The organism is Actinoallomurus sp. NPDC052308 (genome assembly GCF_040679195.1).
In the GTDB taxonomy this organism is placed as follows: Bacteria; Actinomycetota; Actinomycetes; order Streptosporangiales; family Streptosporangiaceae; genus Actinoallomurus; species Actinoallomurus liliacearum.
Genome location: NZ_JBFAUM010000014.1, coordinates 172,517 through 188,992, shown reverse-complemented (window position 1 = coordinate 188,992; position 16,476 = coordinate 172,517). Strand labels below are relative to the sequence as shown.

Sequence of the window (16,476 nt, the reverse complement as noted above, 5' to 3'; positions counted from 1 at the left end):
CGCGACTCTCCTTTTGTGGGTCGGGGTGTGGGGTGTTCCGGGGTGGCCGTGCCCTCGGGGGCGGGGGGGGCGCGCCCCGGCGCCCCCGGAGCGGTCGATCACTGGTTGAAGAGCTGGCCGTAGGTCGCCATCGCCGTCGCGATGTCCGCCTGCGCCCAGAACCGGTGGTAGTTGAAGACCGGCGCCGCTCCGCCGTTCAGGTACGACTGGACCTTCGACCAGGAGGGGTCCTGCTTGTACCAGGAGCGGATCGACAGGAACGTCGCGTTGCTGTCGATCTTGTCGCCGTTCGGCATCGTGCCGGTCCAGCCGGAGGGCACGTAAACGCCGTCGTGGTTGGTGTTGGAGGTGCTGTACGCCTGCGTGAACCGGTTGTAGTCCGTACGGGTCTCCGGCACCGAGATGCCGATCCCGTCCTGGTCATTGGCCCACATGTCGTCGAGCAGCGTCTGCGCGGTCGACTTGGCCGTGGTGCTGCCGGACTTGGCCGCGTAGTAGGCCAGGGTCTTGGCGTACGCCCCGGCCACGCCGACGTCATTGGTGTAGTCGGCGATCGTGACGTGCAGGTTCGCGTTGGTACCGGGGCTGGACGGGTTCCAGGTGTCGGGCTGGCCGCTCCAGTGCAGGGTCGAGGGGATCTGGTAGGTCCCGTCGGGGTTCAGCTTGGTGTTGGCCGTGGCCCAGGCGACCCACTTGTCCAGCACGGTCTTGGCGGCGGTGTCACCGGTGACGTAGTAGTACTCGGCGACCCGCTCCATCGACCACGCCTGGAAGCCGAACCACTGGTTGCTCGGCGGGTCGTGGTAGACCGGCTCCCAGTCGTAGGCCATGCCGTAGAAGGTGGAGTCGCCGGACGGCGGCGTGCCGTACGCGCCGCCCCAGCTGTTGGTCGCACCACCGGCGATGGCGCCTTCGGAGGACTGCAGCCAGCGGTAGAACTCGAGCTGCCGCTGCAGGCTCTTCTTCCAGTCATCGACGCCGGTCGCGGACTTCGGCGCCATGGCCGAGTCGTTGGTCAGGGCGTACGCCGCCATCGGGTTCTGGTAGCCGGAGTGCGAGGCGCTGTCGCCGATCCGCCAGGCCCAGCCGGCGCTGGTGTCGGTCGCGCCGCCCCAGGCGTAGTACCAGGAGAGCAGGTAGTGCTCGCTGTCCTTGCCGGTCCCGGCCGGGCAGCTCGGGCTGGTGCAGTTACCGATCTTCTTGAAGTACTTGTCGAAGAAGGAGTACCGCAGGTAGTCGCCCATCTTGCCCGCCTTGGCGACCGTGGCGGACACGTCCGAGCCCTTGCCCTGCTGCTTGGCCCAGGTGTCGGCCCAGTACGCGGCCTGGATGGCGCGCGCGTCGGCGTCCGGGGCGTCGGTGTACTTCCACTGCTTGGCGTAGCTGGAGTCCTTGATGAACAGGTCCAGGTAGCCGTTCTTGCCGCCGTAGGCCATCTTGTCGCAGGTCGGCTGCGGGATCGTCTCCCACACCGACTCCTGCGGGCCGCGCTGGTAGGTGTTGATGAAGGACGGCGCGTTGGTGTTCGGGCCCGCCTCGCAGCCGCCGCCGGGGGTGTCGCCGTAGCCGTAGACGTTGTCGACGTCCTGCAGCCAGTGCATGCCGTAGACGTCGTCGGTGCCGTAGGCCGACTTCAGCTCGGCGGCGATCGGGTCCTGACCGGAGGTGACGCTCGAGTCGATCTGCGAGGGGTACTGGTCGGGCAGGTCGTGCTCGGCCGCGTACGTCGCCGGCTTGCTCGCGTTGTAGTAACTGTTGGTCGGCTGGTCCGCGTGGGACGGGATCATGTACTTCTCCATGATCGCCCAGGCGTTGTTGAACTTGCTCCAGTCGCCGGTGACCTTGCCGTACACCGCCTGCATCCAGATCAGGTAGCTGTACGCCTCGGAGGTGGTCTCGTGGCCCTGGTCGGGCGCCTCGACCATCAGCGTCTCCACCGAGTGGTACGGGATGCCCTCCTTGCTGAAGTAGCCGTTGGCCGGGTCGGTGATCTTGTTGTAGAGGGTGAGGAACCGGTCCTCGTAAGTGCCGTTCGACTTCATCTCGGTGACGGTGACGCTCGCGGTGTCGTACCCGGTCGCCTTGGCGGTGAAGGTCGCCGCGCCCGTTCCGGAGGAGTCCGCGCTGATCGTGACGTTCTGCGCGGTCGACCAGTTGGATGAGGTGAAGGTCAGCGTGCCGCCCGCGGAGACGGACAGGCCGGTGTTCCCGCTGTCCCGCGCGACCGTGACGGTCACGTTGCCGGACGGCTGGCTCGACAGCTTCACGCCGAACGTGCCCGTCTTGCCCTGCTGGACGGTCAGCGCGGTCGGGCTCGCGACGACGGCGGGGCCGCTGGCGACGTGCACGCCGACCGGCGTGGACTCGGCGGTGGCGCCCTGGCTGTCGTACGCCTTGGCGTACAGCGAGTAGTCCCCGGCCGGCACGTTCGCCCAGCTGAAGGAGTACGGCGAGGAGGTGTCGGTGCCGAGCAGCGTCGTGTCGTTGTAGAACTCGACCTTGCTGATCGTCGCGCCGTCATTGGCGCTCGCGGTCGCGGCGAGCGGGATCGTCGCGCCCGAGCTGTACGTCGCGCCGGCGGCCGGGCTGGTCAGTGCCACGGTCGGCGCCTGGTGCGCCCCGTTGCAGGCCGTCCCGTTGACGGAGAAGGACGTCGGCTTGGCGTTCGTGCCGCTGTAGGTGAAGTTGGCGCCGAAGCTGGTCGTGCCGTTGGTGGCGATCGTGCCGTTGTAGCTCAGGTTGGTGACGGTGATGTCCTGGCCGGACTGCGTCCAGTTGCCGCTCCAGCCCTGGCTGAGCTTCTGGTTGCCGGTGTAGGAGTACTTCAGGGTCCAGCCGTTGATCGCGGGTCCGAGGTTGGTCAGCGTGATGTTGGCGGTGAAGCCCGAGCCCCAGTCGTTGACCGAGTAGTCGACCTTGCACTGCACGTCGGCGGCGTGCGCGCCTGTGCCGGCGGCGAACATGCCGGCCAGGAGCGACAGGACGACCAGGAACGGTCGCCACTTTTGCCGTCTCTTCATGGGCGGATTCCTCCTGACGGGGAGCACCACCGGCCCGCCGGGGCCGGCTGCTGAGGGGGTCGGCCTGCGCGGCCGGAGAATCACGCGGAGTCGCGGATGATGAGTTTCGTGTTCAGCACGACGCCCTGGCCGGAGGACGCCTCCCCGGCGATGCGGCCGAGCAGCTCGCGGGCCATGCGGACGCCCATGTCCTCGATGGGCCGGCGTACGGTCGTCAGCCGGGGGCGGACCCGGCCGGCGATCGGGGAGTCGTCGAAGCCGACGACGGCGACGTCGTCGGGGACCCGGCGCCCGGTGCGGCGCAGCGCGCGCAGCGCTCCGACGGCCATCTGGTCGGAGGCGCACAGCACGGCGTCGATGTCGGGCCTGCGGTCCAGCAGGCGGTTCATCGCGTGCTCGCCCGACGCCTGGTGCAGGTCACCGTAGGTGATCAACCCGGAGGTCGGCAGGCCGGCGTCGCCGACGGCGGCGCGGTAGCCGGCCAGCCGGTCGACGCCCACGGCCCGGTCGGGCGGCCCGGCGATCGTCCCGATCGTCTGGCGTCCGCACTTGAGCAGGTAGTCCACGGCCGTACGGGCGCCGCCGCGGTTGTCGGCGTCGACGTACGGCAGCGGGGTCGTCCACAGCGGCCGCCCGGCCAGCAGGACGGGAACGCCCGTCTGCCGGAGTGCCATCGCGGGGGCGCCGTGCGCGCTGATCAGCAGCACGCCGTCGGCGCGGCCACCGCGCAGGTACTCCGCGACCGTGCCCCAGCGGCCGGCTCTGCCGACGATCAGGACCACGAGCTCACGGTCGTCGCCCAGCTCGCGCCGGACGCCGGAGAACAGACGGGCGAAGAAATGATCGGTGAAGACGCGTGCGTCGTCCTCGCAGACCACCGCGGCGATCGATCCGCTGCGACGGTCCGCGGGGGCGGCGCGGTGTCGCACGTAGCCGAGGCGTTGCACGGCCTCTTCGACGCGGGAACGGGCGCGCGGGCTGACCCGCGCGGTCCCGTTGATCACGCGTGACGCGGTGGCGGGTGAGACTCCGGCGAGAGCGGCGACGTGCGCGAGAGTGGGGGTCTCGACGTGCGCGAGCATCGGCGTCTCCATGGTGCAGGAGGGTGCGGAGAGTTCCCTTCCGTTCACGGAAATGACTCCCTTCGGGCGCTGTGGCTCGAGTGGCGGGGGTGTGGGAGCGCTCCCACAATCCAAGGCGCGCGAAAGGGTTGTCAAGGGGAATGTATCAAGCGTGTAAACGGGGAGTTTCACCGCGATGATCGCCACGGGTTCGTCCCCGCTCGCGAGCAGGTCGCTTTCCCGCCCCGCCGCCGGGCGGCCCTCGCGAGGGGCCGTGAAAATCGATGAAAGGGAAAGAAAGGGGTGGCGCTCAGGGCAGCCAGGCCACGTGCCCGTGCAGGAGCGTGTACCCCACGAACGTCACGGCGTCGATCAGCGTGTGCGCCACGATCAGCGGCGCCGCCCGGCCCCACCGCTGGTACAGCCGGCCGAAGATCAGACCCATGATCACGTTGCCGGCGAACCCGCCGAACCCCTGGTAGAGGTGGTACGACCCGCGCAGCACCGCGCTGAGCGCCAGGGCGCGCCCCGGCGACCACTCCAGCTGGGAGAGCCGGCGCAGCAGATACCCCGCGACGATGACCTCTTCGAGGACGCCGTTCTGCGCGGCCGACAGCAGCAGCACCGGGATGCGCCACCAGACGTCCGGCAGCCGGGCCGGCACGACGGCGAGGTTGGCGCCGGAGTAGTACGCGGCGAGATAGAACCCCAGCCCGGCCCCGCCGATGACGGCGGCCAGCACCGCGCCGCGCAGGGTGTCCCGCAGCGGCTCCCGCCGGTCCACGCCGATCGTCGCCAGGGACTCGCCCGAGCGGGCCAGCAGGTAGGCCACGAGCGCCACCGGCGCGAGCGCGTTCGCGATGGCGAACAGCTGGAACAGCAGGTCGATCCAGGGCCGTCCCGGCGCGTACGAGCCGACGATCAGCGCCTTCTGGTGCGACAGCGCCTTCGGCGCGGTGAGCGAGGCGATGAGCTGCAGCAACGCCTGGACCCCGCTGGCGCCCAGCGAGACCGCGAAGACGACCCAGATCTCCGCGGTGAGCAGTCGCCGGCTCGCCGGCTCGGCGCGCACGTCGGCCACGGTCACGGAATCCACCGCGGATCGCGCTTCTCCAGGAAGGCCGCGATCCCCTCCTGGGCCTCCTGAGACGCGAACCGTTCGGCGGACAGCTCGGCCATCCGCGCGAAGTCCTCCGCCACCGACGCGCCCGGGACCATGCGCGGCAGCCGCTTGGCGACGGCGAGGGCCTCCGGCGCGCCCCGCAGCAGCATCCCGGTGTAGTGGGCGACGGCCGCGTCCAGTTCCTCTGGGGGCACGGCGCGGTTCAGCAGCCCGATCTCCTGCGCGCGCCGGGCGTCGAAGACCTCCCCGGTCAGGAAGTACTCGGCGGTGGCGCGCGGCTCCATCCGGCGCAGGCAGGTCACCGCGATCATGGCCGGCACCACGCCGAGCCGCACCTCGCTGAACGCGAACGTCGCGGTGTCCGGCCCGACCGCGATGTCGCAGGCGGTGACGAGGCCGAGCCCGCCCGCCCGCGCGGGTCCGTTGAGCCGCGCGACGACCGGCTTGGGGCTCTCCCAGATCAGCGTCAGCAGACCCGGGACGTCCGGCGGCGCCCCGCCCGCCCGCTGCTCCTTCAGGTCCGCGCCCGCGCAGAACACCGGGCCGGTGCCCGTCAGGACGACGACGCGCACGGAGTCGTCCGCGGTAACCGCGGTGAGCGTCTCGCGCAGCTCGGCGACGAGCCGGCTCGACAGCGCGTTGCGGTTCCGCGGCGAGTCCAGGGTGACGGTCGCGACGCCGCCCTCGGCGGTGAGACGGACGAGCGGTTCCATGGCCCTCCCCGGACGCATCCGGGAGGCGTCCCCTGCCGATGGCCGGGCCACGGCCTGAGAAGGACCCGTCCCGGCCCTGACAGTGACGGTTTCAAGGCGCCGCACGCGTCCGCGTGATCGGCGCGGTCACATCTTACGCAGCCACCGTCCTCCGGCAGCGGGGCCCACTGCCCCGCGATCAGGCGGCCACCGCGGCGAGGATCCGGGGGTGTTTCGGCCCGCCAGAATCATCCGATGTCTGGAGGGCGCCGGCGCTCCTGGACGCCCGCGCGACCTGGAGCGCCCTCTAGGACTGCGACGGCGGCTGGACTGCGAGGCGGCGCCGGTGGGCGCGCTGGCGGCAGGCCGGGCCGCAGTAGCGGGGCGGCCGTCCGGTGGCACGGACGCGCAGCCGCGCGCCGCATTCGACGCAGTGCCTCTCGGCGGTGGTTCCGTGACGCGGAAGGGAAGAGGCGTCACGGAATGCCGCGGCTTTCGTGACCGCCCCGGGACGCAGTCCGTCCAGCAGCAGCCGTACCAGCAGGGCGCCCCGAACCGGGTCCCGGTGCGCCGACCGCAGCGCGGCGCCCCCGACGGCCAGCGCGGACAGGTCGTCGGCCCGTACGTCGGCGCGGATCGCACCGGCCTCTTTCGCGTCGCGCAGCAGGCGCTCCAGCGCCTCACGGAACCGCCGGCCCGCGGCGGCCATCACGACGCGCGGCCAGCCCCGGTCGGCGGTGAGCGCGTCGCAGATGTGCTGTCGGCCCGCCGACTTCTCGATCACTTCGAGCAGGAACCCGAACAGCGCGTCACCGGGCGCGGCTCGGGCGGCCCACCGGTCGGCGGCGGCCACCAGGCCCTCGATGTGCTCGGCGAGCACCGCCTCGATGAGGATCTCCTTGCTCGGGAAGTGCCGGTAGACGGTCCCGGCGCCGACCCCGGCGCGCTGCGCGATCCGGCCGAGTGAGATCTCCAGCCCCTCCTCGGCGAACACGCGCATCGCCGTGCGCAGCACGAGCTCTCGGTTGCGGCGGGCGTCGGCGCGCCCGGCGGGTGCCGGCGCCGGTCCTGCTGTCATGTCACGAAATCCTTGTCCGCGAGGTTGAAGCGGGTGGAGTATTCCGGATCACTTGAGTATCCCGCACCATCTCCGGAAAGGGCACCCATGACCACCGCGAACCCGGCCGACCCCGACTCCCCCATCCTCGTCACCGGCGCCACCGGCAAGCAGGGCGGCGCCACCGCCCGGCGGCTGCTCGCCGGAGGGTGGCCGGTGCGGGCCCTGGTCCGCGACCTGACCGCACCCGCCGCCGTCGAGTTGGCCGCCGCGGGCGCCCGGCTCGTGCGCGGCGACTTCGACGATCCGGCGAGCCTGCGGCCCGCGCTCGACGGCGCCGCGGCCGTGTTCGGCATCCCGCCCGTGGCCTTCGGACCGGCCGGACCCGAGACGCAGCTCGAAGCGGCCCACGGCCGGGCGCTGATCGACGCCGCGGCCGCGGCGGGGATCGAGCAGGTCGTGTTCAGCACCGTCGCCTCGACATCGGCCGGATCGCGGGTTCCGGAGGGGAAGGCGCTGATCGAGGAGTACCTGCGCGACCACATCGCGCTGCCCACCGTGCTGCGCCCCGTCCGCTTCATGACCAACTATCTCAGCGTCGGAGGTCTCGGCTTCGAGGGCATCTCCGACGGCGTGCACCGGCACCTGTTCACTCCGCACGAGCCCATGCAGGTCATCGCGCTCGAGGACATCGCCGAGTTCGCCGCGCTCGCGTTCGCGGACCCCGCCCGGTTCGCCGGGCGGACCCTGGAACTGGCCGGCGACGACCCGACCCCGGTCGAGGCCGCCGCCGCGATCAGCGAGGCCACCGGCATCCCGATCCGGTACGAGCAACTCACCGACGACGAGATCGCCGCATTCGGCCCGTGGATCGCCGACACCAAGAAGCGCTGGGAGGCCGGGGACCGGTGGCACGCCGACATCGAGGCGCTGCGCGTCATTCACCCCGGCCTGCGCACCCTCACCGGCTGGCTCGCCGAGTCCGGCGCCGCCGCCATCCGCGCCCATCTCACCCGCTCTCAAGGCCGGTGAGACGAATGCCGGCCGCCCACCCGCGAGTGGGCGGCCGGTAGGGCCGCGCCGGGATCGTCGCTCAGCGGGCGGAGACGGCGGTGGCGGCGTGCAGCGGGAGGTCGCGAGAGGACCCCCCGACCCAGACACCGCGGGTGCCGGTGGCCATCCGCCAGGACCCGGTCCTGGTGTCCCAGTACCTCAGCTGCTGGGCGTCGACCCTGACGCTGACGGTGCGGGTCTGCCCGGCGTGCAGGAACACCTTCTCGTAGCCGGCCAGCTTCCGCACGGCCTGTGGTTCGGTGACGTTCGGGCCGGCCCCCACGTAGACCTGAGCGACCTCCTGGCCGTCACGATGACCGGTGTTCTTGAGCGTGAACGACACCGTGAGACCGCCGTGCGAGGCTCTGACCCTCAGGTCGCCGTAGGCGAAGGAGGTGTAGGACAGGCCGTAGCCGAACGGGAACAACGGCGTGGTCCCGGTCTTGTCGTACCACCGGTACCCCACGAAGATCCCCTCCTTGTAGGTCTCCTGGTGATCCACACCGGGGTACGCCTTCGGGTCCCCGGCGACCGGGGTGGCCGACGCGGAGGTCGGGAAGGTCTGGGTCAGCTTGCCGCTCGGGTTCACGTCGCCGTAGAGCAGCCGGGCGGTGGCCTCCGCGCCGTTCTCCCCCGGGTAGTAGGTGTCCAGCACGGCCTTGACCTTGGACAGCCACGGCATCGTGATCGATGAGCCGGTGTTCAGCACGACGATGGTGTTCGGGTTGGCGTCCGCGACCGCCGAGATCAGCTCGTCCTGGGAGAACGGCAGGGACAGGCCGGTCCGGTCGGTGCCCTCGGTGAGGTCGTCGTAGGCGAAGACGATCGGGGTCCGCACCTTCTTGGCCACGGCGACCGCCTGGTTGCGCGCGGCCGTGACCATGTCGGGGGTCACCCAGGTGAAGCGCAGTGTGGCCGGGGCGCCTTGCAGGACGGTGGCGAACAGGTCGATGGTGTGGGTGCCCGCGGTCAGGTGGGCGCTCGCGCTGACGGTGCCGTACGCGGTGTCGGCGACCTTGGCGCCATCGACGGTGACCGACCCGTAGGAGCCGGGCGCGTTGACGGTGAAGATGTAGTCGCCGGTGGCGGGGACGGTGATGGTGCTCCGCGCGGTCTTGTAGGCGCCCGCCGGCAGCGTGAGGGTGCCGTCGGACCCGAGCGGGGAGTCGGCCAGGGGAAGCGCGACGCCGGTGGTGTCGCCGCCGGCGGCGTAGGTGATCGAGGCACGCGCGCCGGCTCGCCGCGTGATCGCGTCGAGCGGGGAGGTCGCGGCGTCGGGAGTCACGCTCGAGCTGCCTCCGCCGCCGACCTTCGGGGTCTTGGCGCTCGGCCCGATGATCGCGATGCGATTGTCGGAGGCGGTGAGGGGAAGCGCGCCGCCGGCGTTCTTGAGCAGGACGGCGCCGGATTCGGCGACCCGCTGGGCGACCTTGGCGCCGCCCTTCGGATCGCGGGCCGGACGGTGTTCCGCGGCGCCGTCGAGCAGCCCGAAGCGCTCCATCTGGCCGAGGATGCGCGCGACGGCGTCGTCGAGCGCGGCGACGGGAATCGAGCCGTCGGTGATGGCCTGCTTGAGGGCGCCCTGGAAGTAAGGGTCGGGTTGCAGTCCCGCGGTGAACATGTCCTGGTCGAGCCCGGCAACCAGGTCGGTGGTGGCGTGAGTGGCGCCCCAGTCGGACATGACCCAGCCGCGGAAGGCCCACTGGGTCTTGAGGATGCCGTTGAGAAGATCGTCGTTGCCGCACCCGTGCTTCCCGTTCACGGAGTTGTAGGAGCACATCAGGGCGCCGACGCCGGCCTGGACGGCGGCCTGGAACGCCGGGAGCTCGATCTCGTGCATGGTCTGGGCGTCAACGTTGACGTCGACGCCCATACGGTCGTCCTCCTGGTTGTTCTCCGCGTAGTGCTTGACGGTCGCGATGAGTCCCTGGCTCTGGATGCCGGTGATCTCATTCGCCACCATGTGCGAGCTGACCAGCGGGTCCTCGCTGAAGGTCTCGAAGTTCCGGCCGCCCTGCGGGACGCGGATGATGTTCGTCATCGGCGCGAGCTGCACGTCCTGATCGAGGGCGCGTCCGTCACGGCCGATGACCTGGCCGTAATCGCGAGCCAGGCGGGGGTCCCAGGTCGAGGCCAGGGTCACCGGGGCCGGCAGAGCCGTCGCGTGGTGGTTGACGCGGACCCCGGCGGGGCCGTCGGTGAGCCGCAGCTCGGGGATGCCCAGCCGGGGCACGCCCGGGATGTAACCTGCCTCGCCGAGCCCCTTCGGGTCCACTTGAGCGCTGACGAACGAGAGCTTCTCATCAAGCGTCATCTCGCTGATCAGCTTCGCCACCCGCGGGCTCGGCGTGATGGTGGCACGCTCCGCGGCCGTGGCCGGTGCCGCCTCTGCCGGCGGGCAGAGGAGTCCGCCTGCCAGCCCGAGGGCCAAGGCTCCGGCGCATGCCGCCTTCGATGCACGGGTGCGCGAGACGCGCCCTCGTCGCCACTGCTTGCTCATTCAGTCTCCTGCTGTTCCCGGTGGCCGATGAAGGAGGCCCGGATCACCTGCCCCTACCGAACGATCGTCAGGTGCCGATGCCCTCAGCCCTACCGAATGCTCGTCAGGTAGAAGTGGACGCGATCGTAAAAGAGATCGCGCCGTAGCGGAACCCCCTAGACTTGCCGGTGTGGAGGACCGAGCGGTGACCGCGACCGGGGACGATCCCCGGGTCGGCGGGGCTCACGGGAACCGGCGTGAGGAGATCGTCGACGCGGCGCTGGAGTTGATCGCCGAGCGCGGCTACCGCCGCGCCTCGCTCGCCCAGGTGGCCGCCCGTGTGGGCATCACCGCGCAGGGGCTGTTGCACTACTTCCCCACCAAGGACGACCTGCTCGTCGCCGTCCTCGCCGAGCGCGCCCGCCGGGAGGAGGTCCTTGCGGCGGCGAGCCCGGAGGTCAGGCCCGACGTCGACTCCCTGCTGCGCTGGCTGACCCAGGTACTCCAGCGCAACACCGGGGAACCGCGGCTGACTCAGCTTCACACGGTCCTGTCCGCCGACAGTCTCACCGAAGGCCACCCGGCTCAGGACGTGATGCGCGAGCGGTACCGCGAGGTCCGGGACCGCTTCGTCGAGTTCATCGCGGCCACCGACTCCGGCGCGTTCCCGGGCAGGAGGGCCGAGGGGCTGGCCGCTCTGATCGTCGCGGCCATGGACGGGCTTCAACTCCAGTGGCTCCTCGACCGCGATCGGGTCGACATGGCCGAGACCTTCGAGCTGTTCCGCGAAGCCGTCCTCGCGCTGCTCAAGGGCACCGCCGACCGAGCGGAGTAGTTCACCCGGGCACGTCGTGACGACGGGAGGCGCGGCCTTCGCTCATGCCAGGAGACGGGCGATCTGCGCGGCTCCGAGCAGCTCCGCGTCGCCGCCGAGCCTCCCGACGGTGAGCGTCAGGGCCTGGTACGCCCCGGCGGGCATGTGCCGGCGCAGTCCGTCGTGGAGACCGTCGATGACAGGAGCGGCCGCGGGGCCGAGCGTCCCGTCCACGACGATCATTTGCGGGTTGAGCATGACGCAGGCGGGCGCCAGGTGCCGCCCGACCATGCGGCCGAGGTCGTCGAGCACGCGCCGGACACCGGGGTCGCCCTGGGCCGCGAGCCCGAGAACGTCGTAAATGCTCACGTCGGCACCGAGCAGCGGGCGCGCGGCGTCGAGGATGTGGTCCGCGGTGGCGACCGTGCCCAGACATCCGCGCGCCCCGCAGCGGCACATGGGCCCGGCGGGGTCGACATGGAGGTGGGAGAGCTCACCGGCGAGGCCGTTCCCGCCGTGCACGAGTTCGCCGTTCACGACGAGCCCGGCGCCCATCCCGGTGACCAGCTTCAGGTAGATGACGTGCCGGCGGCCACGGGCGGCGCCGAACGCCACCTCGCCGAGTGCGGCGAGATTGCACTCGTTGTCGACGGTCGCGGGGACGGCGAAGGCGGCGGTCAGGTCCGGGGCGACGTCCTTGAACAGCCACGCCGAGATGGGCAGGTCATCCGCGGGCCGCGTGACGGACGACGCCACCTCCAGCGGCGAGAAGCCGGCGCCCTGCCGGTAGGGGACGGGCAGGCCGAGGACCACGTGGCCGATCGGCGCCGAGCCGGCGGCCTTCTCGCGGGCGGTGGCCAGCAGCCGGACGGTCTCGGCGACGATGTCCGGGCACCGCAGCCAGTCGTAGGACGATTCGACCCGGCCGAGGATCCGCCCGTCGGTGGAGACGAGCGCGGCACGGACGACCCGGTGCGTGACGACGACCGCGCCGACCAGGGACGCCCTGCGTACGAGCCGAAGCGGCGTGGCCGGCCGGCCCCGCCCGCGCGCCGGTTCGTGCCCGGATCCAGGAACCTCCTCGATCACACCGCGTGCGAGCAGCCGGGCCGTCGCTCCGGTCACCGTGCTGACCGGGAGCGCGGCGAGCCGGGCGAGTTCGGCGCGGGTGAGCGCTTCGTAGCGGCCGAGGAGTTCGACGACGCTTCGCTCCGCGCCGCGAGGACTCGCTGGCTCGCGTCCGTCCGTCACGGCCCGCAGCTTACCTAATTACGACTGATTCGGCGATTAATTGGCCAGATCGCAATGGTTCAACTCGTTGTATTGGCGCACATCCGAGCATTACGTTCCGGCGTACGGCCGCGCGCCGCCGCCTTGCTCGGCGCAGCCGCCGTACCCCCCGACGCGTGCCTCCGAGGAGAGACATGGCAGACAGCCACGCCCGCCAGGGCCTCACCCGCCGTCAGATGCTCGCCGGCGGTGCCGCCGCGGCCGGTTCCGTCCTGGGCGCTGAACTGCTGGGCGCCGGCACCGCCAAGGCGGCCGGGACCCGTTCCACCGGCGCACGGGCCGTCGTCGACCTGACCGAGCCGAGCTCGCCGTTCCCCCACGTGTGGGAGCGGGTCGTCGGCGGGGACTGGGCGAAACAGGCCCTGCGCCGGGACTACCAGGACCAGCTGTTCGCCTGCCATGACGAGCTCGGCATCCAGTCGTTGCGCTTCCACGGAGTGCTCAACACCTCGATGAGCACGTACTTCCCGACGGTCAACGGCCGGCCGCGCAACCCGGCGTTGTCGAACGACGACTACTCGTTCTTCAACGTCGACCAGATCTACGACGCACTCGTCGACCGCGGCATGCACCCCTACGTCGAGCTCAGCAGCATGCCGGCGGCCCTGCAGGCCGGCCCGCAGCCCTTCGGCCTCTTCCTCTATGACTTCAACCAGATGGAGCCGAAGGACTACGCGCTCTGGGGGAAGGTCGTCGGCGACTTCGCCCGCCACATGGTGGACCGCTACGGCATCAAAGAGGTCCGCAAGTGGCCGTTCGAGGTCTGGAACGAGCCGAATCTGTTCGTGTTCTTCAACGGTGACCAGCAGGCCTACTTCAAGCTGTACCGATACGCCGCGGAGGCGATCAAGAACGTCGACGCCGCCCTGCAGGTCGGCGGCCCGGCGACCTCGGCCGGCCAGATCAGCTTCGGCACGCCGCGAGCCCCGGGCGTGCAGTACTACCGCGAGTTCATGCAGTGGGCCACGGCGAACCGCGTCCCCGTCGACTTCGGCTCCGCGCACGGCTACGAGACCGACACCGGCGCGGGCCCGGAGGGAGCGGCGACGTTCTTCAAGCAGAACCGCGCCGACACTCCCCGCGGTGTTCCTCTCTACATCTCCGAGACGAACGTCTCGGCGGATCTCGGCGACGCCGCGCTCGACCGGTCCGACGCCGCCGCGAGCTTCCTGCGGACCATCGCCGAGACGGCGGGCGTCGTGGACGCGTTGTCCTACTGGGCGTTCACCGACATCTTCGAGGAGGCGGGGCAGGCCGACAAACCGTTCCACGGCGGATTCGGCCTGCAGACGATCCACGGTGTCAAGAAGCCGTCCTACCGGCTCCTGCAGATCCTGCACAAGGTGGGGCAACGCCGGGTCCCGCTCACCCTGTCCGGCGCACCGAGCACCGTCGGCGGAATCGCGGTCACCGGCGGCAAAGGCGGCGGAGTCGACGTCCTGCTGTACAACCACGCCCTCGCCACCGGCGACGGCAGCGCCCCCGCTCCCGCGCAACCGGCCACGCTCACCGTCACGGTCCATGGCCTGCCGGCCGGGGCGCGCGCTCGGCTGCAGCTCATCGACGAGGACCACGCCAATCCTTACCGCGAGTGGGTCCGGATGGGCTCCCCGGAATACCCCGACCGGCGGCAGTTGCGCGCCCTGCACGACGCCAGCGAACTCGACGAGCGCCCCCTCCAGCTCACGTTCGATCGCGCCACCGGCACCGCGAGCTTCTCCCTCACCCTCGCCGCGGAGGCGGTCGCCGCGGTCCACCTCGCCTGACGACGGCCCATGGTCATTGAAACGTTTCAACAAGGGGGTACGGGTCCGGCGCGGTGGGTGATCGGCAACCGGCTATCTTGCCGGGCATGCGGGCAGTGTTCCCGAAGGACTACCGGCGGTACCTGCTCCGGGTCGGCGCCGGCGGCCGGGTGCGGACCCTGCGGTCCGACGGGTGAGGTCCGATCGAGTCCTAGCCCTCCGTCGTGACCACGGCGAGGACGGCGCCGGTCTCGACCTGGCGGCCGACCTCGGCGTGCAGGGCCGTGACCACCCCGGCGGCCGGGGCGAGGATCTGGTGCTCCATCTTCATCGCCTCCAGCCACAGCACCGGCTGGCCGCGCTCGACGGTGTCGCCCTCGCGCACCGCGACGCGTACGACCGAGCCGGGCATGGGGGCGAGGAGCGTGCCGGGGGCGACCTGCTCGGCGGGATCGGGCAGCCGCTCCACGGGCGTGAGCGTCACGGGCCCGAGGACGGACTCGACGTGCGCGGCCCGGTCGTACCAGGCGACGGCGAACCGGAGCCGCACGCCGTCGCGGTCGAGGACCACCGCGTCGGGCCCGGCGGACACCAGCGCGACGTCCGGGTGGCCCTCGGCGGCCAGGCCGTCGCGGGTGAGCCGGTAGGCGACCTCCGCCTCCTCGAAGACGGTGCGCTGCGGCTGGGAGGGGACGTTGCGCCAGCCGGCGGGCAGGTCGCGCAGGACGGGCGCGGCCCGGCGGCCGGCGGCGGCGCGGGCGAGGGCGGCGGCGAGCGCCGACAGGCGTACGGCCTCCTCGTCGGCGAGCGGCGCGGTCGCCGGGTACCGGTCGAGGAAGCCGGTGTCCGTGTCGCCCGCGCGGAAGGCGTCGTGGCGCAGCGTGGCGACGAGCTGGTCGCGGTTGGTGACGAGCCCGTGGATCCGGGCCCCGGCCAGGGCGGCGGTGAGGCGGCGGATCGCCGCGGCGCGGGTGGGGCCGTAGGCGATGACCTTGGCGAGCATCGGGTCGTAGTGCGTCGAGACGACGCTGCCGGAGACGACACCGGCGTCCAGCCGCAGCCCGTGCGCGGCAGGGACGGCGAACTCCGCGTCCACGCCCGGGATCTCGAAGGCGGGCAGCGGGCCGCTGTGCGGCCGGTAGCCCTCGGAGGGGTCCTCGGCGTACAGCCGCGCCTCGATCGCGTGGCCGCGCGGCCGCGGCGGGTCGCCCAGCGCGCCGCCCTCGGCGACCTCGAGCTGCAGCGCGACCAGGTCCACGCCGTACACGCACTCGGTGACCGGGTGCTCGACCTGCAGCCGGGTGTTGACCTCGAGGAAGAAGAACCCGCCGTCGGGGGCGAGCATGCACTCCACGGTGCCCGCGCCGGTGTATCCGATCGCGCGGGCGGCCGCGGCCGCCGCCTCCGACAGGCGCTCCCGCAGCGCGGCGTCCACCGCAGGGGACGGGGCCTCCTCGATCACCTTCTGGTGCCGCCGCTGGATGGAGCACTCCCGCTCCCCCAGCGTCCAGACCGTGCCGTGGGAGTCCGCGAGCACCTGCACCTCGATGTGCCGGGCGCCGGTCAGCAGCGGCTCGCAGAAGACCGTCGGGTCGCCGAACGCCGACGCCGCCTCCCGCCGCGCGGACTCGACCGCGCCGGGCAGCTCCTCGGCGGTACGGACGATCCGCATGCCCCGGCCGCCGCCGCCCGCCGACGCCTTGACCAGCACGGGGAACTCGGTCACCGTCGCGGGGTCCGGCTCTGGGAGGACGGGCACGCCCGCGTCCCGCATCAGCCGCTTGGCCGCGATCTTGGAGCCCATCGCGGCGATCGCGGCCGGCGGCGGCCCGACCCAGGTGAGCCCGGCGGCGATGACCGCCTCGGCGAACGCGGCGTTCTCCGACAGGAAGCCGTAGCCGGGGTGCACCGCGTCCGCCCCGGAGGCCTTGGCCGCCGCGACGATCGCCTCCTGGTCGAGGTACGTCTCGGCGGGAGCGGCGCCCGGCAGGCGTACGGCCAGGTCGGCCTCGCCGGCGTGCGGCAGGGACGCGTCGGGGTCGGAGAACACGGCGACCGTGCTGATGCCGAGATCGCGGCAGGTGCGGAAGACCCGGCGGGCGATCTCGCCACGGTTCGCGACGAGCAGTCGAGAGATCATCG

At 71.7% G+C, this 16,476-nt stretch carries 11 protein-coding genes; 3 read left to right on the top strand and 8 right to left on the bottom strand.

Annotated features, from left to right (window positions below; genetic code table 11):
• Window positions 1-98 precede the first annotated feature (98 nt).
• From AB0L00_RS28615 to AB0L00_RS28595, 5 genes are all read right to left on the bottom strand, one after another.
• Window positions 99-3,020, bottom strand: a complete 2,922-nt coding sequence (locus AB0L00_RS28615) for a glycoside hydrolase family 48 protein (protein WP_364440182.1) — start codon at window positions 3,018-3,020, stop codon at window positions 99-101.
• Window positions 3,021-3,100: 80 nt separating this feature from the next.
• A complete protein-coding gene (locus AB0L00_RS28610; RefSeq protein WP_364440181.1) occupies window positions 3,101-4,150 on the bottom strand; it encodes a LacI family DNA-binding transcriptional regulator in 1,050 nt (349 codons plus the stop codon).
• 241 nt (window positions 4,151-4,391) lie between these two features.
• Window positions 4,392-5,168, bottom strand: coding sequence for a CPBP family intramembrane glutamic endopeptidase (locus AB0L00_RS28605; protein ID WP_364440180.1), 777 nt, complete (start codon window positions 5,166-5,168; stop codon window positions 4,392-4,394).
• A complete protein-coding gene (locus AB0L00_RS28600; protein ID WP_364440179.1) occupies window positions 5,165-5,917 on the bottom strand; it encodes an enoyl-CoA hydratase-related protein in 753 nt (250 codons plus the stop codon). The genes AB0L00_RS28605 and AB0L00_RS28600 overlap by 4 nt, the downstream gene beginning before the upstream one ends.
• Window positions 5,918-6,203: 286 nt before the next feature.
• Window positions 6,204-6,974 (bottom strand): helix-turn-helix domain-containing protein, encoded by a 771-nt coding sequence (locus AB0L00_RS28595; protein ID WP_364440178.1) that lies wholly within the window; start codon window positions 6,972-6,974, stop codon window positions 6,204-6,206.
• 87 nt (window positions 6,975-7,061) lie between these two features.
• On the opposite strand from AB0L00_RS28595, the gene AB0L00_RS28590 reads away from it, so the two are divergent.
• Window positions 7,062-7,985 carry an NmrA/HSCARG family protein gene (locus AB0L00_RS28590; RefSeq protein ID WP_364440177.1) on the top strand — a complete coding sequence of 308 codons (924 nt, stop codon included), beginning with the start codon at window positions 7,062-7,064 and terminating at the stop codon, window positions 7,983-7,985.
• A gap of 61 nt (window positions 7,986-8,046) precedes the next feature.
• On the opposite strand, the gene AB0L00_RS28585 is transcribed toward AB0L00_RS28590, so the two are convergent.
• Window positions 8,047-10,320 carry a glycoside hydrolase family 3 C-terminal domain-containing protein gene (locus AB0L00_RS28585; RefSeq protein WP_364440176.1) on the bottom strand — a complete coding sequence of 758 codons (2,274 nt, stop codon included), beginning with the start codon at window positions 10,318-10,320 and terminating at the stop codon, window positions 8,047-8,049.
• Between the two features lie 355 nt (window positions 10,321-10,675).
• Between AB0L00_RS28585 and AB0L00_RS28580 the strand changes: the two genes are divergently transcribed.
• Window positions 10,676-11,320 (top strand): TetR/AcrR family transcriptional regulator, encoded by a 645-nt coding sequence (locus AB0L00_RS28580; protein ID WP_364440175.1) that lies wholly within the window; start codon window positions 10,676-10,678, stop codon window positions 11,318-11,320.
• Between the two features lie 42 nt (window positions 11,321-11,362).
• Here the strand turns inward: AB0L00_RS28580 and AB0L00_RS28575 are convergent, their stop codons facing one another.
• Window positions 11,363-12,550 (bottom strand): ROK family transcriptional regulator, encoded by a 1,188-nt coding sequence (locus AB0L00_RS28575; protein ID WP_364440174.1) that lies wholly within the window; start codon window positions 12,548-12,550, stop codon window positions 11,363-11,365.
• A gap of 173 nt (window positions 12,551-12,723) precedes the next feature.
• On the opposite strand from AB0L00_RS28575, the gene AB0L00_RS28570 reads away from it, so the two are divergent.
• On the top strand, window positions 12,724-14,355 hold the full coding sequence (locus AB0L00_RS28570) for a hypothetical protein (RefSeq protein ID WP_364440173.1): 1,632 nt from the start codon (window positions 12,724-12,726) through the stop codon (window positions 14,353-14,355).
• A gap of 190 nt (window positions 14,356-14,545) precedes the next feature.
• Here the strand turns inward: AB0L00_RS28570 and AB0L00_RS28565 are convergent, their stop codons facing one another.
• Entirely contained in the window at window positions 14,546-16,474 is a 1,929-nt protein-coding gene (locus tag AB0L00_RS28565; RefSeq protein ID WP_364440172.1) for a biotin carboxylase N-terminal domain-containing protein, read from the bottom strand.
• Between the last annotated feature and the right edge of the window lie 2 nt (window positions 16,475-16,476).